The following is a 20,825-nucleotide window of genomic DNA, read 5'->3' on the forward strand; positions in this document are numbered from 1 at the left end:
TACTCGCCGGCCCGCGCCGATGACTTCGTGGTTGACCACGGCAATCCTGGCTCGAATGACTAAAGGACTGCTGGCCGTGTCGGCATGGTGCGGGCTTGCACTGATTCTGGGTGGGATGGCCGTCATTCCGGCAGGCAGTGCGTTGGCAACGGCTAAGCATGCTGCATTAACCAAGCATGCCGCATCAAACAGTAGCGCGACGCCCGCGGATACTACAGCGGATCAACGCATCGTCGTGCATCGCAATGCCGGCAAGGATGCGGACGTGCTGGTTTCCGTCGGCATTCCGTTTTCACCCGGCACGTTGCGCGATCCACACCTGGTGCGCATTCTCGATGAAAGCGGCGCGGAAGTTCCCGCCGCCGTCCACACGACTTTACTGTGGTACGCCAAGGACGGCAGCGTGCGCGCGGTTCGGGCGCAATTTCATGTGCACCTGGATAGCGACACCCAGACATTCTATTTTTCGATCGGCAAGCCCCGCCAACGGGATCTGCCTGGATGGCCCTACATCAACGGCCTGGTGACTGGCGAGCAAGGGCTGAAAGTGGCCGCAGCCTTGGCGACGTTGAGTCCCGTATGGCTCTGCAATTCGCTGATCGCCGGTCCGCAGGTTCCGGCAGCGCCCCATGAGGCTTACGCAGACTATGTCGCGGCGCAGTTCCAGTGGGCGCGACCATTGCCGGTGAACGACCCGACCGCATGGCTGTTCGACCGGCCTTCCACGTTGTTCAAGGCCTACATTCGCACCGGGCGTTTCGATTACCTGCAAGCGGCTGACCTCAGCTACCACTTCTATATGAAATACATCCGTCGCGACGGCTGGCCGATGAGTCCGTTTTGCGCCGGCGGATGGACTTACAACCAAAAGCCCTGCGACGTGAAGTATGTCTATGTCGAACCGATCCTGCTTTCTCTCGCGCTGACTGGCGACGACAGCGAGCACAATCTGGATACCGTCGACAAGATGATGACGCTGTGGGAGAACGGTGGCTGGGGCAATCGACCGGGACCGTATACAAGTCCGTCGCAGCATTTCACCGAACGCATGACCGGCTTGGGTCTGCTTGAAACCGTCAGCGCTTATGAATTAACCGGCGATCACCGTTATCTGGACCGCGTCAACGACCGTATTGGCTGGCTATACGATCATCAGCGCAACAATCCCGATGGTCTCGGCAACGATGGTTCATGGCGCAATAGTTGGAACCTGCACGAAGACGATTCGTGGAATCCGTCGACCGACGTGCGCGGAACATCGCCGTGGATGTCGGAAAATATCATCGACGGACTGTGGCATGCGTGGCTGGTCACCGGCGATCCGCGTATTCCGACCATGATCACCGGGTTCGGCCGTTACCTCGAACAATATGGCTGGATCAAACCCGATCTGCTGCATTTCGAACACGATTGGCGCAACCCTTGTTCCGGCCCCGACGGTCAAATTGCGTGGTATTGGTCATCGTCGCATGCCGATACGAAGACGCTTTCGCATATCGAGGAATCGGACGGCTGGTACAGCGATGCGCATACGGTAGAGATTGCGCTACCGGTAGCTGCAGCCTATTACTTTGAGCAAGACCCAAAACAAAGTGCCGCGCTGAAGCACCGGCTGGATGCATTGACCTCGTCCTACAACATCGAGTGCGCAAAAACTGCCGACACGCTACGGCGATTCAACTGGAACAATCGCGGCGCTGGTGTCGTTGCCTGGCTGATCCGTCAACCGGCCGGCAGTGGTGCAACCTCATCGCTGGCCAGGAGTGCAACGCCATGAAGCAACGCATGGCCGTATTGCGCAGTGTCACCCTGGTTTCGGCGGCCACCTATGTCGAGTACGCGTTGGGTTTGGTCGTCAGCATCTGGATCGCGCGCACCTTGGGCCCAGCCGACTTCGGCCGCTACGCGTTCACGGTGTGGCTGTGCAGCTGGTTAATGACGTGCAGCAATCATGCATTGACGACATCGTCGACCAAATTCATCGCCGAGGCGGATGGAGCAGGGCGGCCCGATATCGCCTCGCATATCGCCCATCGCCTGAGCCGTTACCAGAATTTGAGTTCGTTTATCGTCGTCGTGCTGTTTGTTACCGCGACTCTGATTATCCGGCCGGTCGAATGGCGGCAATCGTTATTGCCGGTAACCGTGTTGGTGATTGTCGCCGTGGTCGCCAAGGCCAACTACGCCATGCTAGTGGCGATCGAAAAAGGGCAGGAGAGTTTCGAACCGGTATCCATTGCGACGGTGCTTGCCGGTGTCATAGGTGTAGGGTTCATTAGCGCGGCTACCGCGGTGCACGCCGGCATGGTGTCGTTTTTCGCGCTATTCGCGGTCGCCTGCTTGATGTTGAACCTGTTCAACCGACTTGCGTTTCATCGGTATTGCCGGCCGTTTGCGGCTGGGCCGATTCCCGAAGACATCAGCAAACGGCTCTCTCGCCATCTGCGCCTGACCGCAGCCCTTGTGCTGTTGATTGCGATGAAGTCGAGCACGATCGAGGTGTTCCTGCTCAACACTTATGCCTCGTCGACAGCAGTGGGCTTCTTCGCGATTGCCGCCACACTCACGCGTGGCGCTGTCGAACTGCTCTCGGTCGGACTGACCACCACGTTGCTGCCGTACATGGCCAAGTCGTTTGGCAAGAACGGAACCGGGCAGGCGGCACGTCTGCTCACTGAAGCGACGCGCTTCTATTGGGCTACTGGCCTGATCATCGCCGGGGTCGGGTTGGTAACGACGCCGGAGATCGTCACGTTGATGTATGGCAACCGCTACGTCAACGCGATTCCGGCGATCGAAGCCACGCTGGTTCTCGCCGGATTGCTGCTGATCGGAAACAGCATCGCGGCATTTCAGATCGTGGTCGATCGCCAAGATGATCGCGTGCGTATCAACGTCATCGCGCTGATCGTCAATGCTGTGCTCGGCATTGCCTTGGTACCGTTTTTTGGGTTGGCGGGTGCGGTCATTACCTACGCGGGAACGCGATTCACGGAGTTGGGTCTTGCTATTTTCTACCTGCGGCGCGCAACAAGCGGGAGCTTGCCCATCGTGCCCATGGCGCGTCTGTTCGGCGCCGCAACGGTGGCGACAGCGGTGGCGTGGCTGTGCGTCGCGATCATTCCCAGTCGTTTCGGCTTCATTGTCGGCGGCTTGGTTTTCATGGGAATTTTTGTGCCCGCCAGTTTCCTGGTGCGCTACTGGACTGACGACGACTATCGGTTTATGACGGTAATTACCGATCGTCTAGGCCCCCTGGGACGCGCGCTGATGCGCGTTTTGAACACCCTGCATGGCCCGGTGGCCAAGGCGCCGTTGTGATGTCATCGAACACCACTCGCACGGGGGCCTTTTGATGCATTGGAAGACCAAAGCTACGCTGCAGAATGCAGTCTCCCGATTGCCGTCGGAGTCGTCCTACGCGACCTACTATTGGCTCCAACGCCATTTCGGTGGTCTGCGTCGTATCAATCCGGTGGAGCGACTGCAGGCAGGCATCGAAACATGGAAACAGATCGAGCAGTTGGACCACGACCCGATCAATAAGATCTTTTTCGAGGTCGGGACAGGGCGTGTTCCCATGACGCCGCTGGCCTATTGGTTGATGGGTGCCAAAGGTGTCATCACCATCGATCTGAATCCTTACTTGAAGGCCGAATTGACCAAGGAATGCCTGCAGTACATGGCGGACCACGTGGAAGAAATCCAGGCGTTGTTCGGGCCGCGGTTAAATCAGAAACGATTCGATGCTTTGCGCTATCTGCAACGCCAGAATGATTTCAACCTGCAAAGTCTGCTTGATCTATGTCAAATCACATATATCGCGCCGGGTGATGCGGCGCGAACGGGCCTGAGCCCCGCGAGCATCGACTTCCATACCTCTTTCAATGTATTCGAACATATTCCGCGCGATGTATTGATGACCATTCTTGCGGAAGGAAACCGCATCATTAGCGATGCCGGATTGTTCGTCCATCGTGTGGACTACTCCGATCACTTTTCGCACTCGGATACGCATATATCGCCCATCAATTTTCTGCAGTACTCCGATGCGAAGTGGAATCGTTATGCCGACAACCGCTACATGTATATGAACCGCTTGCGTCATGATGACTTCCTGGCGCTGTTTGGTTCGAATGGGCACAAGATACTGGCGACGGAACCGGCCATCGACAAAGCGTCGCTTGAGCTGCTGAGCGAGGGTCGGTTGAATGTGGACGCGCGGTTTGGCGACAAGGCGGTGGAAGTATTGGCGACGACGGCGTCGTGGATTATTTCTTCCAAGAATGCTGAGGCGTCGGAAGCGTTACCGACTTGATTGTCAGCCCCGCAAGACGGGGAGCGTCACGCGACAGCCAGCGCGTCACCCAGACTCAAACGCCAACTCGTCGCCGTTTGATCAACGCATGCCGCACATACCGCGCCATGCAAACCATCGACTGCATCACTCCCAGCTTTTCGACGTTGCGATAAATGTCCCATTGCCAGGATGCTGCCCGCAACTTATTGGCCGATAGCGATCGCTCTCGCACCAAATACCAACCTAGTGGTTCGGCCGATTCCACCCGCACAGCTTTGCCGGCGCGTCGCACCTGTTCCAGCCAGAACACATAGTCCTCGTGACCGATGCGCTGAAATGGGACATCGCCGAGACGTCGCGCATACATGCCGGTCAGTGTGCCGATGAAATTGCTGGCAAGCATGTCGTGCCAATCGACCTGCAGCGGAGGCGTCACTTTCCCCAATATGCGGCCGTCTTCGGCCACACGCCAGTACGAGGCATAGCTGACCAAGGCGTCATTGTCGCGCATGCTGGTCAATTGGCGTTCGAGCTTGGCCGGATGCCACCAGTCGTCAGCGTCGAGAAATGAGATGTAATCGCCGCGCGCGGCCGTGATACCTGCGTTGCGGGCGGCTGCGACACCCCCGTTGGCCGGTTGCTTCACGACACGCACCCGCGCGTCGGCTGCTGCATAAGCGTCGAGCATGCTGGGTGAGCGGTCACGCGAGCCATCGTCCACGGCGATCAATTCCAGATGGGCGTGGCTTTGTACAAGCACCGAATCGATAGCTCGCTGCAACCATGCCTCGGCGTTGTAGACCGGCATGATGACGCTGACCAGGTCGCCGCTCATGCCGTCACCTCACGCTGTCTGTACTTCAGTGGCGACCCGCACGCCGGGCCGTGGCAGCTCGTAGTCGCGGTAATCGTGCGGATTGCCCGTCAACCCTGCCTCGGCGGCCTTGATGATGTTGTAGACCTCTCGCGCCGTGACATAGTGCAGCACGTAGCGCTTGCCGTCGTTGTAGTTCTGCTCCAGATGCCGATGCATGCGGTCGGCGGCATCGCCGAGCAGCGTATCCATGTCGCGCTCTTGTGTGCCGTGTGTATGGATTTTGACGAACACCCATTCGGGTCGTCCTTCGACATGTACGCCAATGTCGATCCATGCATCGACACGGTCCGGTGTAGGAGGGCAGGCGTGACGTACGTCGGCATTCTCGATGCGCGGCACGATACCGAAGCGACGATTGCGCCAATTCAGTCCAAGCGGGCCTTGCACAATCAACAGATCGCCACTGGCTTTGCCGCCGACGCGTACCAGCTCGCCGGTATCGTGCGACTTGGGTTTGACAGGATCGTCTGTCGCGTAATAAATCGCGTTGATCATGCGCGTTTGCGTCTCGCTCGGCGCCGAGGGCAGGGTGAAGTCCGCGTAGCAGCCCAGTTCGCGCAGCAGGATGAGTTCGTTATTGATGCCGCACCAACGCCCGTCCGCGCGGGAATTGTCCAGGCACCAGTTGCCGTGGATAAAACCGAAGCGCAATTGGCCGGTCTGCGGATCGCGTGGCAACGCGTTGTGCCGTTCGTGCAGTAGTTTGTTGAAACGGTCGATGGTGGCCGTGAAATTCTCGGGCGTGTCGTTGTCATGATGCAGGTGAATTTCGATTTCGCCATAACCATCCGCGCACAATGACGCCAACTTTTTCAGGTGCTCTTCGAGATACTCCTCTTCGGGATAGAAGAAGGTGTGCTGCGGCGGCCGTCCGTCGGCATCCCGATGCGCATCGGCGAGTTTGCGGTAATCGAGGCACCAGCGGTCGACCCGCGCCCGCTGCGTCGCCAAGTCGACCTTGCCCCAGGCCGGCTCAAAGTGATCGACAAAGCAGAACATCACGTGGACCGGTTTATCGGTGACACGTGGTGGCCGGCGCCGGAAATAGCTGCCCAGCCAAATCTGCATGTTGCGTGCGCGAATCGCCAACGTGACGGCAACTGCCACCATCAGCAACAAGGCAAATGCAGCCAGAAACATGATCGTCCACATCAGAGTGATTCTCCGGTGGGCAGGAGGGTGAGCAATTGCTCCGCGTTATTGCGCCATTGGCGTTCGCGCTCGATATAGCGGCGTGCGGCGGCGCCCACGCGGCGGCGTTCGTCCTCCTGCATCGCCAGATCCAGCACCCGCTGCACGCATGCGGCGGTCTCGCCGCGCGGGAACAGCCAGCCGGTATCGCCATCGCCGATCACCTCGGCAACCGGCGCGTAATCGGGCGCAACCACGGCCACGCCCATGCCCATCAGTTCGAACAACTTCATCGGCGAGCCGTAATGATTGGAGTTGGGTAGTACGGCGTAATCCATGCACGCAATCCAACTGGCGATGTCGTCGTGCGCGACGCGACCAGGCAGCAAGACGCGATCGGACAAGCCGCGTTCGGCGACAAGGGCACGCACTGCCGGCAGCGTTACGCCATCCCCGACAAAGACCAGCGCGAGTTGTGGCACCTCGGCCAAGCGCGCAGCGATGGCTTCGACAAATCCGTCGACGCCGTGCCAATGCGCGAACACGCCGATATGGCCGCAGACAATGCGACCGACCAACCCCCGCTCGGCGCGTAGCTTGGCGATGTCGAAACGCGACGGGTCGAAACGCGCCAGATCGACGGCGTTGGGTGAGATCACCGACGGTGCGATCTGGCCATAGGCGGCTTGCGCCTCGTCACGGAAATAGCTCGATATGAACACCAGGCCGGTGCAGTGACGCAGACACCAGCCCTCGATGCGCCGCGCCAGACTCTTCAAACGCAAGGGGCGCACTCGTTCGACCAACGCCGAATCGTTGATCTCCAGCACCAACGGAATGCGATGGCGCCGCGCCAACCAGACCGTTGCAAAGAGAAAGAGCGAATAACGTTCGTAAATCAACTGTGGCTTTTGCCGGCGGATCGCGACGCTGGCGCGAAAAAGAGTGACCGCGTTGTAGCCCAGTTCGAAGCATTCGAACAACACGCCGGGCAATCGGGTGATAGCCCGTGCGAGCCAGCTGCGCTTCGAATTCGCGTGTATCGTCGACTCATGCTCCGGGTCGGCGCCGGGGAAGGACATGATCGATACGTCGTGTCCCAAGCCCCGCAAGGCATGCACGATACCGCGAATATGCACGCCTTCAACCTGGCGACCGCGAGTGCGATGGTGATAGAGGATCCTCATCATGCCCCCTGCGGCAATGCGCGAAAGATATGTCCTTCAAGCAACCACTCCGGCAGCATCACACTGAGTGCGTCGTGAGCGCGAGAGCTGTCATCGTGCATCAGCACGATGTCGCCGGGCAGCGGTGGATCGGCACGCAGCCGGCCGATCATTTCCTGGGTGGGCCGATCCTGATAATCGAGGCTGTCGTAAGACCAATAGACAAAGCTGCGTCGTTGCATGGCGAAGTAACACAACAGATCCGCACCCACGTATCCGTGTGGCGGCCGCATTCGATGTTGCAGGCGCCCGTCGAAGGCGCTGAGCAGCGCGTCGGTGCTGTGAATTTCGCTCAGCTTTTTGCGGGTCGTCATGCGTTTGAACGACCAATGGCTATACGAATGATTACCCAGCATATGACCTTCAGCCAGGATGCGCTCCACCAGCTTCGGCTGACGCTCGACCTTTTGTCCCACCAGGAAAAAGCTGGCCTTCACATTGTGCTTGGCCAGCAGGTCCAACAACGGTGGCGTGTATGTTGGATCCGGTCCGTCGTCGAAGGTGAGATAGCGTGTATGGCCGTCACGCAAGCCGGTGGTCTGCACCAAGGCGTCGGGCAGCAGATTCAACAACTGATATTTTCGGGGTCTCATATTCATGCTGATGCGCCTACCGATACGGCCTGGCCCGCAGCTGCGGCGCATAAAATGGCATCCAATTGGCGAACGTTGTCTTCCCAGCGAAAATCGCGCGCATGCGCGGCAATCCGCCGGTGGCTCCAGCTTCGTGCGCTTGCATCGATAAGCGCGGCGGATAGCGCTTGCGGTTGGTGCGGTGGTACCAGGATACCGGCGTAGTCGGGCACGACTTCCGGAATGCCGCCGACATGGCTGGCCACCACCGGCGTGCCGCAGGCCATCGCCTCAAGCACCACATTCGGTACACCTTCGTTATGGCTTGGCAGGCACAACAAATCGGCAGCGCGAAACCACTCGCCCAGTTCGGCGTGTGCGACGGCACCGGCCATTTCGATCCGGTCCAGGCAGCCAAGTGCTTCGGCGCGCGCAACCAGGGCGGCACGCGCGGCGCCCGTGCCGACATAGACCAGCCGTGCCAGCGGTTGCGCAGCCAGCAATGCCGGAAAGGCTTCGAGCAAATCGAGGCATCCCTTGGAGGCCTTCAGGTTGCCCACGAATAGCAGCAATGGCGCATACGGGGACAAACCTAATCTCGCGCGCGATTCGGCGCGCGATTCGGGCGAAAATATCGACGTGTCGACACCGTTATAAAGCACATGCACATGCGATGGATGCGCGCCCAATGCGATGGCTTTCGCCGCCAACGCGCGACTGACCGCGACCACACCGGCTGCGCCCGTCAGCGCCGAGCGGATCTGAGGCCGGCGCAGCATATGGTCGGCCTGCACGTTGAGATCGCTGCCATGAACTTTGACCACATAGGGGATACCGAGCCGGCGCGCCAGCCAACCCGCGGCGGCGGCGTCGGGATAAGCCCAGCTGACGAGTATGCAATCGTAATGAGCTTTGCGTATCTGACGTCCGCGTTGCCACCACAGCGACAACAGCCAGCAGATCGCGTGAAGTGAGCGGCCGACGCCGGGCAGAAACACGAAGACAAAATGGTCGGTATGTAAGTGGCTGACTTTCACCCCGCCGAGCCGTTCGCCGAACCGTTCGCGAAAATCGACGGCGGTCATCACATCCACATCGTGCAATTGCCCCAGGCGTTCGAATTGCTGGCGATTGAACGCGCCACGCAAAGGATCCCAGGGCGTTGGAAACAAGTTCGTCAGAATCAGCACTTTCATGGCTTTTGCCATTCCTTTGATCCGCCATAAAGTTGGGCGTAACGCATCGCCATTGCTTCCAGTGAGCCGTGTTGTTCGACCCATGCGCGTGCTGTCTGACCAAGTCCCATGGCGTGCTTTGGATTCCGTAGCAGCGCTAGCATGGCTTCGGCCAGCATTCCTGGATTTCCCGCCGGCACCAGATATCCGGTGATATCGTCTCGCACAATCTCGCCATTGCCGCCAACGTTGGTGGCGACGATGGGAAGCGCCGCGGCGCTCGCCTCCAGCAAGGCCATCGAATAGCCCTCGCTCAACGACGAAAGCACGAACATATCCAGCCCTTGCAATAATTGCTGCACATCGTTGCGGTCGCCGAGGAAATGCACGCTTTCGGCCACCCCTTCGTCAAGGGCGCTTTGTTGCAACGATGCGCGAAGTTCACCGTCGCCGATCAACACTAGGGCGGTATCGGCATGGTGTTCGTGCACCAGCTTAAAGGCGCGCAGGAGACCAAGCTGATCTTTGGTCCAGTTCAGCCGTCCCACCGTACCGATGATTCGGGTCTGCTCAGGCAGATTAAGCAGACGCGCGAGTTGCTTGTGCATCGCCTGCGAGGCGGGTTGAAACGCGTCCACGTGAATACCGTTCGGCACCACACGCGTTTTTGCGGATGGAACGATACCGCGCTTGATCGCATCGCTGCGTGCAGCTTCGCAGACGGCAACCACCGTATCGGTGCGTACCAATGCGCGGCGATACAGCCATTCCCGCCGGCGCGCGCGGCGATTGACGCCCATGCCGTGCCGCGTATTGATCACCTGTCGCATCGGGATGCCGCACGTGGCCAGCACCGCCTGGTAGTGCGCAACGGCATTGTGGGTATGCAATACGTCGGTCGCATGCGTGCGTACCATGCGGCGCGCGAACGCCAGCGCCGACAGGTCGAAGCCTTGGCGCTTTCCGCATACCTTCACCGAAATACCCAGATCATCCAGCTCATGCGCCAACGCACCGGACGTATACAAACACACCACCTGGCAATGATGGCCTTGTCGGTGCTGATATTTCACCAACTCCAGCACCATGCGCTCGAGGCCGCCGCGATCCAGGCTTTCGACGAAGTGGGTGATGTTCACGGCGTGAGCTCCGATACCGTGACACGCAACTTTCCGCTCGATGTAAGCGGAATATCGTCGACGAAATGACAATCCAGCTGCACGCTATCGCCGAGTACTTTATTGACTTCGCGGCGGATGTAATCCAGTGACGCGTCGTCGAAGTCGGTGCCACGCACGATGGAAAGATCCAGCCTGTCGAGGCGGCGCTGTACCAATTGGAAGCGTTGCAGGCCGGCTACATCCTTGAGCATGTGCGGAAAGAACTCGCCGGGCAGCACATGTCCGGCCGGTGTGCGAATCGCATCGAGTACGCGGCCGTCGACACGCGTCAGCAATGGCAGCCCGCGTCCACAAGCACAACGGTCGCCAGACGCTGTTGCCATGTCGCCATTGGCGTAGCGCACGAACGGCATGCCGTAATTGAAAAGGTCGGTGATGACGACATCGCCGGGACGGCCTGCGCTGGCCGCCCCATGCGGTGTGCGCAATTCCACCACCAGATGATCGGCGTTTACATGCAAGCCGTGGCGTTGTTCGCACTCAGCGGCAATCAACATGAATTCGCGGCATCCGTACGTGTTGAACGCCGGCGCTCTGAAGGCTTCCTGGATCAGGTCACGTTGGAATTCATGCAGCGCCTCCGCGCCGCCGATGATGCCTTGTGGCCGCCAGATTTTGCGGCCGCTAGCAATAAGCCACTGTGCCAACTTCACCAGCGGCCCTACGTAGCCGACGATGATGTCCGGACGATAGCGATCGATCGCATCGGCGTATTCGGACATGTTTGCTTCGGTCATCTTGAAGCTGTTGAGCACGCGGCGCGCGAAGACGGCGTTGTACAGGCGATCCTTCCATTGGTGCGCGCGCGTGGGATCGCCGACCGCGCCGCCCCACAAGAATAGGGTGCGACGCCCCATGCGCGAGCCGGCCCATTCGTAGCCGCGCCACATCACAGCCGCGCGGCGATCATTGCTTTCACGTGTATAGCCAAAGCGCATCGGCTCGCCCGTCGAGCCGCCGGTGGCTTTGTATAACAGACGGTCCCGCCAGGAATCGGCTTTGAGTTTGTCGAAATGCGCGCGGATGTCCGTTTTGGTCAGTACCGGCAGCTTTGCGTAGTCGTCGAGATTGCGGATGTCTTGGGGTGCGATATCCAGCTTGCGCCATTGCTCGCGGTAGTAAGGCACCTCGCGGTAGCAATGATCGAGCAAGCGTTGCAGCCGCTGCCATTGCAATGTTGCGATCTGCTCCGGGTCTAGCCATTGGTCGCGCTGGTAATCGTCGAGATAGGTCAGTGTGCGACGACGCCTCAAGCCCGTTTCATAAGCTGGAAACAGTACGCGCCGGAACGCTGCTTCATAGAAAGCGTTCATACCGTACGCTCCATGTGCAGCAGTCGATGCATAGCGGCGGCAGGGTGGTAAAAGATGGGCTGGCTTGTATTCATGTGGAAGTGTGTAACAACACGGCAACCAGCACGAAAAACCCGGCAATGCTTCCTACCGCTGCCGGAAACCAGCGCCATCCGCTGTCTGCCAGCGTGAAAAGGCGCAGTCCGGGAAAACGTTGCCGCGCACTGACGTAGAAGCCCACCACCATGGCGGTCACCAGGTACATCACCACCATATAGCTGCGGCTGAGAAAAAACGCCGCCGAAAACAACCCGCATAGCGATAACAGCAGAGTCAGCGCCATGCGCTGTTCGCTTTGCCATGCTTTGGCGCGCTCCGGATCGTCGATGCCCTCGGGCTTGTAGCGCAGTACGGTCAGCATCATCCAAAAGCTGTAGCCGACAAATGCCAACCACAGTATGTAGCCGATAAAGCCTGTTTCGGCCAAGACCAGCACGAACGAATTGTGCGCGGTGAGATCGTTGTACTCGGTGAAGTTACCGGCACCCACGCCGAATACCGGATGAGACAGAAACATGTGCAAGCCTTCGTACCACGCATCCACGCGACCGAATGCCGATTCTTCGTCCGGGTCCAATTGCTGCATGCGGGACGACAACAGTTTCATGCATGCCAGGCCGACGACTCCCAGCGTACCGGCGGTGAGAAAGCCACGCCGATGCCAGACGTACACACCAGCCACCACCAGCACGGCAAGCAATGCACCGCGAGAGTTGGTGAGATAGGTTCCGTAGAACAGGGCTGCCGCGCAGCCCAGCCAGAACACGCGCAACAAAAACCCGCGCAATGTACTGAGAAATACCGCCATCGGGATCGTGGAGGCAAACAAGAGTCCGAGGTCGTTTGGGTCGTTGAAAATACCCAGGTATTGAATGCGTCCGTCTTCGGAAAGCGGTACGCCCGTCCAGCCCACGCCGTCTCTCACCTGGCCAACGCCGTGAGCGACCAACACCACCGAACAGAGCACGAACACCGCCATCGCGATCATCACGCGCCGCTGCGTGTTGCAGGCGGCGGCGAAGACAAAGAAGGCGATCACTATTGGGCCGAATTTCTTCAGCTGATCCAGCGCGCCACCGGTCCAACCGTTGACCACCACGGAGATCATCAGGATCAGCAGGAAGATCGGCAGTATCACAAACTGCGGTGCCTTGAATGTTTTGGCATTCGAGATCATCCAGCTCAGAAAAGCCAGGATCAGGACGACGGGCAAAACCGGGACGGCGGCAAGAGCCGGGATGTATTCCTGGGGCCGGATGATGGTCAGGATCAAATAGATAATGATCAACGGAAACATCAGGCGTGCGCCTGTTCGTGAGCGGGCTCGCGGTTGACGGTGGGATAGCTGACCAATTGCGGCAGCGCCAGCATGGCGGCAAACCAGCCGGCGCCCATCATGCGTTCGACCGGCAGGCGATAAAGCGCATAGCGATTGGACGCCGGTTGTGGGTTGGTGCCGCAGATATAACAAACCGCCAACTGGAAACCGGCGTCGCGCGTGGCGTTCATCACCTCTTCGTCGAAAGCGCGATCGCCGCCGACCGGATAGGACATCAAGGAAGCGGGCGCATCGAGTTCGCGTTCCAGTGTCGCTTTGGATTGCCACACTTCTTCTCTCATCCGGTCGCGTGGCAGCTTGGCCAACATGCGATGGTGTACGCCATGCGAACCGATCTCGAAGCCCGCGGCATGCATTTCGCGCAACTGCGACCAGGTCATCGGGCGGCAATCTTCCGGTTCTGTGTTGCTAGGTAACTGCCACTCGTGCTCCAACCGCTTGATCATGGTTTCCTGCACAATCGCATCGACACTCTTCATGTTTTGCAACACCGTAGCGGCGAGCGCGCGCCGAAGATCGCGATCGCTCGGCACCGGTACGTCCATACCTAATTCCGGCAGAACCAACCGCGAGGCGGTAGTAAGTAGAATCATATGCACAAGCCAGTCGTAACCGAACGGCTTGCCGGTATCGATATGGCCGGTCGAGACAAAAAACGTGGCGGGAATACCCAGTTCGCGCAGGATGGGATAAGCGATGCGGTAGTTGTCGTCGTAACCGTCATCGAAGGTAACGACCACAGCATCGGGTGGTAATGAGTCACCCGCGTCCAACGCGGCGGCGACATCGCTCAAGCGTAACGGCAAAAAGTGTTGTTTCAGGCGCAGCATTTGCGCGCGGAATCGTTCTGGAGTGGTGCTGATCAATTCCAGGTCAAAGTCGTACGCGGCCGGATCGGGCAGCGGCATAACCCGGTGATAAGCCAGGATGCGCAAATCTTTTTGCCACCAAGAACGCACCCGCTGCAGCGGGTGCAAGGCGCCGGTGCTGTAGCACAGTTCCGCCACTCGTCCGCGGATGCCGGATGCCCGGCCGTGACCTTCTTCCGGAATCAACATGCGAGCAGTCCTCGTTGGTGGAAGTGGTTGGCAAGTGCGGATGTGGAGAAGCGGTGATGGAAAAGTGCGTATCGACCGCCGCAGCAAGGCTGGACGCGCTCGGCGTATCGCGACGCACCAGCAAGCGTCTCTACGTTGGCCGATATCGGTTTCCCCCAGACCGATGTATTCATGTCAGTGGCGCCCGAACAAGTTGCGTAAAAGTGAGCCACGTTTCGCGGGTTGCGAACCCTGAGGGGTGCCTTCTGACAGCCCCGCCGCCAGCGTGCCCAGCGTGCCGTTGGCGATGTCCAGCAAGTTCATCGACATGCCGGTCTGGCGTTGGACGCGCGCGGCCATATCGACGGCCATTAACGAATGACCGCCGATATCGAAGAAGTTGTCGCTGGTGCGAATGCGTGCGAGGCCCAGCAGTTCCTTCCACAGCGCGGCGAGCAATTGCTCGTTGGCGGTTTTGGGCTGGGTGGCGCTGTCGATTTCATCCTCGCCGGATGACTCGGTCGGCAATGGCAATGCAGCGAGATCCACCGCACCGTTCGCCATCAGGGGCAATGCATCGAGCAATACCAGCCGTTGCGGTACTTCATGCGCTGGTAGTACCTCGGCGAGTGCGGCCACCAGTCGATCGGTGTCCAGCGTATGATCGGGCGCTGCAACGATATAGGCGTCGATGCGCGTACCTGCGGCATGATTCAAACGCGGTACCGCAACGGCGCGCATGACGCCCGGCTGGCTGAGCAATTCCGCTTCGATGGTCGTCAGATCGACCTCCCGGCCGTCAATCCGTTCGCGGCGGTCGGTGCGGCCCATTTCCTGAATATTGCCGCTCACCAGCCAACGCCCGCGAGTGTGCGTGCGTTGCAAAGGCATATCCTGCGAGTCGGCTGACGCCATCGACACGTGCCCATGATGCGCCGCTTCGGCACGCATGCCGAACGCTTCACTGAGCGATGCGCCACCGACGTAAATCTCGCCGATGGCGCCAATCGGGCAGGGCTGCCAATGATTGTCGAGTATCCACACTGATGTATTGCCGAGAGGCCGCCCGCTGTGCAGGCTTTCTGCCGGCCGTTCGATACGCCCGCATGTTGCAACCGCCGCCCCGTCGGCGCAGCCCGATACGTTCCACATGCCTGCACAACGTTCGGCTAATTTCTCGGCCAGTTCGGGCGAGGGCAGGCCGCCGATACAAATGGCCTGCATGTCCGTGCGACCCATCCAGTTTGCGGAAAACATCGACTGCCATGCATCGGGCTCTGCCCACATCACGCTGGCTTGATGATTCTGCGTTAATTTGATCAACGCTTCGCCATCGCGTGTCTCGCGCTGGCTGGCGAGAATCAATTCGGCACCGATTGCCATCGGCAACAGGGTTTCGATCATCGCGTTGCTCGTCGCTGGCGAGGCTGTTACCAGCATGCGATCGTCCGTCGTCAAACCAAGCGAATCTCGCAACCCCTGCAGCACGTTGGCGATGGCGCGGTGTGTAAACGCCGCGCCGGTGGGTCTTCCGCTGGAATCGGGTGTGTAGACGACGATGGCTGCGTTGTCGCCGATTTCTTCAGTCACAAATGTGCCGCGATCGCTCGGTGCGGCAATGATTTCGGCGGTATCGGCATCGAGCCACAAACCTTGTGCGCGCGGCCATTGGAGCGGAATTTCCAGTGCGCTGTCACCGATCAGCAGGGTGATGCGTGCATCGGCGATGATCTCTTTTAGATGTGCAGGCGGATCGCTGGGATCGAGCAATACGCATACGCTACCGGTCTTAAGAATGCCAAGCATGCCAGCCATCCGGTTTATGCCGGGCTCCGTGGCAAGTCCTATGACGGTGCCTACGCCCGCGCCACGTTTACGTAAACTATGCGCGATACGGTTAGCGCGTTGTTCGATTTCGATGTAGCGCGTTCCCCAACTGCCGAATGTCAGCGCGGTCTTGTCAGGCGCACGGTCAACCTGCTGTTCGAACATCGCGGACACATCGTTTGGCAACTGGATCGCTGTAGCCGTTGCGTTCCAGTCACGCTCCTGCATCAACTCAACCGCACTGATCGCAGTTAGCGACGTGATGAGTTGCGCTGGATCGTCGCAGACACGGGTCATCATTGCGAGGTAGCGATCGCGCAGCAAACGGGCCGTCTCGGCTTGCAGAATGTCGGCGTTATACGTGACACCGCCGACCATCCCCTTATTGCTCTCAAGGAACCACAGGCCCAGGTCTTCGGTGGCACCGCTCTGGAACAGCAGGATTTGCTCGTGCGCCAGGCCGCCCCAGTCGACGATGCGCTGACGCGCATCCTGGAACGAGAACAGCGCCTGATAGAGCACTGCGCCGCTACCGGCGCCAACCCGCAACTCGCGTTGGAGATATTCGAGCGGCACGTCGGGATGGCCGAAGCTTTCGATCGCTGCACATTTGACGTAACGAACGAAATCGATGAATGAAAGTTTGTTGTCGACCGTTATATGCAAGGGCAGCAAATTGTTGAAATAACCCATCACCGATTCGACTTCGGTTTGATTGCGTGCACGTACCGGCGTGCCGACAACCAGATCGCTTTCGCCGGCCATGCTGCTGAGCAATACGTAATACAGCGCCAACAAGGTCATGTTGAGCGTGGCATCGGCGATCCGCGCGACTTCGTGCATGGCATCGGTCGCTTCCTTGGGTACACGAATCCATTCGGTGCGGCCTACGCCTGACATGCCCGGGCGCCGGGGTTGATCGGTGGGCAGCGCGCGAATATCCGCCATCTTCGCCAGGCGCTCGCGCCAGAACGCGAGCTGTGTCTGAAACTGCGGTCCCTCCAGCCATTGCGTATGCCAGGCTGCGAAGTCGCCATAGCTCACCGGCAGCGGCGGCAGTGGCGATGGCGCTCCTTGGCTAAACGCCCGGTACAGCGATGATAGTTCGGCATACAGAATGTCGAACGACCAGCCATCCCAGATGATGTGATGGGGCATGAAGAAAAAGGCATGATCGTTCTCGCCCAGGCGGAACATGCGGGCGCTGAACAACGGTGCCTGAGTGAGATCGAATGGGGTATCGGTGAGGGCCTGCAGGCGCTCCATCAACACGGCCTCCCGCTGATTTTCCGCAAGCCCGGAAAGATCCTCGGCGGGGAACAGATTTACCTCGACATGCGGCGCGACGATCTGCTCGACGCTGTTGCCATCGCGGCGAAACGCCGTACGCAGAATCGGCTGGCGTTGCATCAAGGCTTGTAGTGCGAGCTGGAACGCGGATTCATCGAGGTGACCGCGCAATCGGTGCGCTGAAGGAGCGTTGTAGGTAACCCGTCCAGGTTGCAGTTCTTCGAGCGACCACAGGCGGCTCTGCATCAACGAAAGCGGAGCGCGACTTTGATCCGCGCGTGGCACGATGGGCTGCGCGGCAGGCGCAGTACCACTGGCTACTTGCGCGCCGATCGCCGCGGCGAGATCGGCAATCGTCGGTGCATCGAACAAGGTACGGAACGACAAGGTTATGCCGAACTCGCGATTCAGGCGTGCGGTAAGTTGTGCAGCCAGCAATGAGTGACCGCCCAAGGCAAAGAAGTCGTCGCGCACGTCGAGGTCAGGTAGCGACAAAACGCTTTCCATGGCCGCCGCCACTCGGCGTTCGTCGTCATTGCGCGGCGCAATGCGCGCGGTGTCTGACGCAATGGAATGCACTTGCGGTGCGGGAAGTGCTTTGCGATCGATCTTGCCGTTCGGCAGCAACGGAATCGCATCGAGCTGGATGACATGCTGCGGCAGCATGTAATCTGGAAGGCGCTGCTTGAGCTGATCGCGCAGGGTCGCTTCGTCGAATGTGGCGTGTTCGCGCACCACGACGTAAGCGGCCAGACGGACATCGCCGGGGCGATCTTCACGCGCTATCACTACCGCTCGCTCGACATCGGGCGCGTCGGCAAGCACGCATTCGATTTCGCCCAATTCGATGCGAAAGCCACGCACCTTCACCTGAAAATCCAGTCTCCCCAAATGTTCGAGCATGCCGTTGGCGAGCCAACGACCGCGATCGCCGGTGCGATACATCCGCGCCTTCTCCCGCACGCTGATCGGATCGGGCAGAAAGCGTTCGGCATTGAGCTCCGGGCGATTCAGATAACCCACGGTGACGCCGGCGCCACCGATGTAGATTTCGCCCGGCACGCCTAGTGGGCACGGCGCGAGATGCTCGTCCAGAATATGGACGAGAGTGTTGGCGATCGGATGTCCAATATAAATACCGGAGCGCGGATCGGCGACGCGCCAAAACGTGGAATACACCGTGGTTTCGGTCGGGCCGTATCCATTCCACACCTCGGCGCAGCGTTGTAGCAGCGCTTCAGCAAGGTCGACCGCCAAAGGTTCGCCGCCGGAAATGGCGCGGAAGTTTTCGCACCCATTCCAGCCCGCTTCGATCAGAATGCGCCAACCGGCGGGAGTGGCCTGCATGACGGTTGCATGGCTTTGTTCCACCAGCCGGCGCAACGCGGCACCGTCGCGAACGTCGTCGCGATCGGCAATGACGATTTCGGCGCCGACGCTCAACGGCAGCATCAGTTCCAGGAAGGCGATATCGAACGACAGCGTGGTTACGGCGACCCATCGATCGTTCTCGGCGATACCTGGCATGCGTTGCGAACTGGTCAGAAGATTCGAGGTGGTGCGGTGAGGGACGCACACACCCTTTGGCCGACCCGTCGAACCGGAGGTGAAGATCACATAGGCCAGAGAGTCGGGCGTCGCTGCCGCTTCGTCGCGTGGTAAACGCGCGGAGGATGCCGATTCAATGGCATCGGCGTCGCGCTTCAATGACAGCACGTGTGTTGACGGAAATTCGAAGGCCGGCGGTGTCTCCTCGTCGACGATCAGTGCAGCCAGCCCCGCATCGTCGGCCATAAAAGCCAAGCGCTCGGCGGGAAATTGTGGATCAAGCGGCACATACGCCGCGCCGGTTTTGAGTACGCCGAGCACAGCCGCCAGCATATCGATGCTACGTGCCAGGGCGATGCCAACAAGGCTGCCTTGATGGATGCCGCGTCCGCGCAACGTATGTGCCAGTCGATTGGCACGCGTCTCAAGCTCGGCATAACTCAGATGCTTGCCGCCGTGCTGCACCGCGACGCGGTTGGGTACCCGGTCGGCCTGTTCTTCAAAATATTCGTGTGCGAGTTTTTGCTCCGGATAAGGCGTGCTTTCCGGCTGCAGCGAGGCCATTTGACGTTGTGCCGTTTCCGACAGAAGACCGAGTGCCCGCACCGCGATGTCTGGCGTGGCGACGGCGCTGCGAAGCAGCGTTTCGTAGGCGTCGAGCCAGTAGCGAATCGTTTCGCCACGAAACAGATCGCTGTTGTATTGGCATTCCAGCCGCAAGCCGCCGTCGGTTTGCACAGCGTTGATGAACAGCTCGAAATTCTCGAATGCGCGTGCGTTGCCGGAAAATTCGAAATGCAGGCCGGGGAAAGATACCGTCCGCTCGTCCAGCGCTTGATCCAGATTGAATAGCAGGCTGACCAGGGGCAATCGGCCAGGGTCGCGCGGCATGGCCAGTCGTGCAAGCAGGCTGCCCAGCGTGTACTGTCGGTGATCGAACGCGTCGAGCAGATCGCCGCGCAGCTGCTTGAGCATCGTGGTGAACGGAGCTTGCGGATCGATGGTGCTGCGCAATGGCAATACGTTGACGCAATGTCCGACCAGACTGTCGTGACCATCCACGGCTTGTCCGGCACTGGGAATACCGATCACCACATCGTCCTGACCGGTCAGCCGGTATAGCAGGGCGCCGAATGCAGTGAGCAATGTTGCATAGAAGCTCGCGCCTTGCCGCGCTCCCATGCGCTTGATGTCCGCGACCAGCGTGGCGTCGAGGACACGATCCTCTCGTTGGGAAGCAAATGTGCGGCGGCGCTTTCGCGCACTATCGATAGGAAGATCCAGCGACGGCAACGCGCCACTGAATCGGCTCAACCAATACTCTTCGTCGGCGCGGCCGGTATCGGTCTGGGTGCGCGTCGCTTCCGCGATGGCATAGTCCGTAAAGGCGCCCGCTGGGACAGGGCCCTCTCCCTGATTGGTTCGTTGCGCGTACAGCGCTGCGAGATCGCGCACGATCACGCCAAACGACCAGCCGTCGCAAACGATGTGATGCGCGGTGAAGATTAGCAAATGTTCTTGTGCATCGAGGCACAGCAATTGGGCGCGTACCAGCGGTCCGCGTTCCAGGTCGAACGGTGTGCCAACAGCCAGCGCGAGCGCCGAGGAAATTTCTGCTTCGCGTGTGCGTTTGTCCAATCCGGACAGATCGCGCAGTACGCAGTCCAATTTCACATCGGCAGCAATGCACAGATCGTTACCGTCCGCGCTCAGCGTTGCGCGCAGCGCTTCATGCTGATCGATCACACCTTGGATTGCTGACTGCAGCGCGGCTACGTTGAGCTCGCCAGAAAACCTTATTGACACCGATTCGTTATAGGCGAGCGATGCTTCCGGCTCGAGTTTCGCAGCCAGCCATATTTCGCGCTGCGATTCGGTCGCTGGCACGACACGCGCGAGTGCGGCGTCGGCAAACGGATCGTAATCGACCGCCGTAGAGACGATGCTCACATCAGTGGCATTCATGGACT

The 20,825-nt window shown here is 59.6% G+C and carries 13 protein-coding genes; 3 read left to right on the top strand and 10 right to left on the bottom strand.

Going from position 1 to position 20,825, the window contains the following annotated elements; all coding sequences use genetic code 11:
- Positions 1-55 precede the first annotated feature (55 nt).
- The 3 genes from VK725_RS12565 to VK725_RS12575 are packed head-to-tail and all read left to right on the top strand — an operon-like array spanning position 56 to position 4,318.
- Positions 56-1,777, top strand: coding sequence for a hypothetical protein (locus VK725_RS12565; protein ID WP_325318397.1), 1,722 nt, complete (start codon positions 56-58; stop codon positions 1,775-1,777).
- Positions 1,774-3,321, top strand: a complete 1,548-nt coding sequence (locus VK725_RS12570; RefSeq protein WP_325318398.1) for an oligosaccharide flippase family protein — start codon at positions 1,774-1,776, stop codon at positions 3,319-3,321. The genes VK725_RS12565 and VK725_RS12570 overlap by 4 nt, the downstream gene beginning before the upstream one ends.
- Before the next feature lie 34 nt (positions 3,322-3,355).
- Complete coding sequence (locus VK725_RS12575; RefSeq protein WP_325318399.1) at positions 3,356-4,318, top strand: hypothetical protein; 963 nt, start codon at positions 3,356-3,358, stop codon at positions 4,316-4,318.
- Positions 4,319-4,373: 55 nt separating this feature from the next.
- On the opposite strand, the gene VK725_RS12580 is transcribed toward VK725_RS12575, so the two are convergent.
- From VK725_RS12580 to VK725_RS12625, 10 genes are all read right to left on the bottom strand, one after another.
- On the bottom strand, positions 4,374-5,135 hold the full coding sequence (locus VK725_RS12580) for a glycosyltransferase family 2 protein (protein WP_325318400.1): 762 nt from the start codon (positions 5,133-5,135) through the stop codon (positions 4,374-4,376).
- A gap of 9 nt (positions 5,136-5,144) precedes the next feature.
- Positions 5,145-6,329: a hypothetical protein gene (locus tag VK725_RS12585; RefSeq protein WP_325318401.1), complete on the bottom strand. Its 1,185-nt coding sequence runs from the start codon at positions 6,327-6,329 to the stop codon at positions 5,145-5,147.
- Positions 6,329-7,498, bottom strand: coding sequence for a glycosyltransferase (locus VK725_RS12590; protein WP_325318402.1), 1,170 nt, complete (start codon positions 7,496-7,498; stop codon positions 6,329-6,331). The genes VK725_RS12585 and VK725_RS12590 overlap by 1 nt, the downstream gene beginning before the upstream one ends.
- Positions 7,495-8,133 carry a polysaccharide deacetylase family protein gene (locus VK725_RS12595; RefSeq protein ID WP_325318403.1) on the bottom strand — a complete coding sequence of 213 codons (639 nt, stop codon included), beginning with the start codon at positions 8,131-8,133 and terminating at the stop codon, positions 7,495-7,497. Before VK725_RS12595 ends, VK725_RS12590 begins: the two co-directional genes overlap by 4 nt.
- Complete coding sequence (locus VK725_RS12600; protein WP_325318404.1) at positions 8,130-9,302, bottom strand: glycosyltransferase family 4 protein; 1,173 nt, start codon at positions 9,300-9,302, stop codon at positions 8,130-8,132. The genes VK725_RS12595 and VK725_RS12600 overlap by 4 nt, the downstream gene beginning before the upstream one ends.
- Positions 9,299-10,420, bottom strand: coding sequence for a glycosyltransferase (locus VK725_RS12605; protein ID WP_325318405.1), 1,122 nt, complete (start codon positions 10,418-10,420; stop codon positions 9,299-9,301). Before VK725_RS12605 ends, VK725_RS12600 begins: the two co-directional genes overlap by 4 nt.
- Complete coding sequence (locus tag VK725_RS12610) at positions 10,417-11,775, bottom strand: phenylacetate--CoA ligase family protein (protein WP_325318406.1); 1,359 nt, start codon at positions 11,773-11,775, stop codon at positions 10,417-10,419. Before VK725_RS12610 ends, VK725_RS12605 begins: the two co-directional genes overlap by 4 nt.
- A 70-nt stretch (positions 11,776-11,845) precedes the next feature.
- Positions 11,846-13,111 (bottom strand): O-antigen ligase family protein, encoded by a 1,266-nt coding sequence (locus tag VK725_RS12615; protein ID WP_325318407.1) that lies wholly within the window; start codon positions 13,109-13,111, stop codon positions 11,846-11,848.
- Positions 13,111-14,211, bottom strand: coding sequence for a polysaccharide deacetylase family protein (locus VK725_RS12620; protein WP_325318408.1), 1,101 nt, complete (start codon positions 14,209-14,211; stop codon positions 13,111-13,113). Before VK725_RS12620 ends, VK725_RS12615 begins: the two co-directional genes overlap by 1 nt.
- Before the next feature lie 174 nt (positions 14,212-14,385).
- Positions 14,386-20,820 carry a non-ribosomal peptide synthetase gene (locus tag VK725_RS12625; RefSeq protein ID WP_325318409.1) on the bottom strand — a complete coding sequence of 2,145 codons (6,435 nt, stop codon included), beginning with the start codon at positions 20,818-20,820 and terminating at the stop codon, positions 14,386-14,388.
- Between the last annotated feature and the right edge of the window lie 5 nt (positions 20,821-20,825).

The sequence above is a fragment of the Dyella sp. genome (genome assembly GCF_035486915.1).
Classification (GTDB): Bacteria; Pseudomonadota; Gammaproteobacteria; order Xanthomonadales; family Rhodanobacteraceae; genus Dyella_B.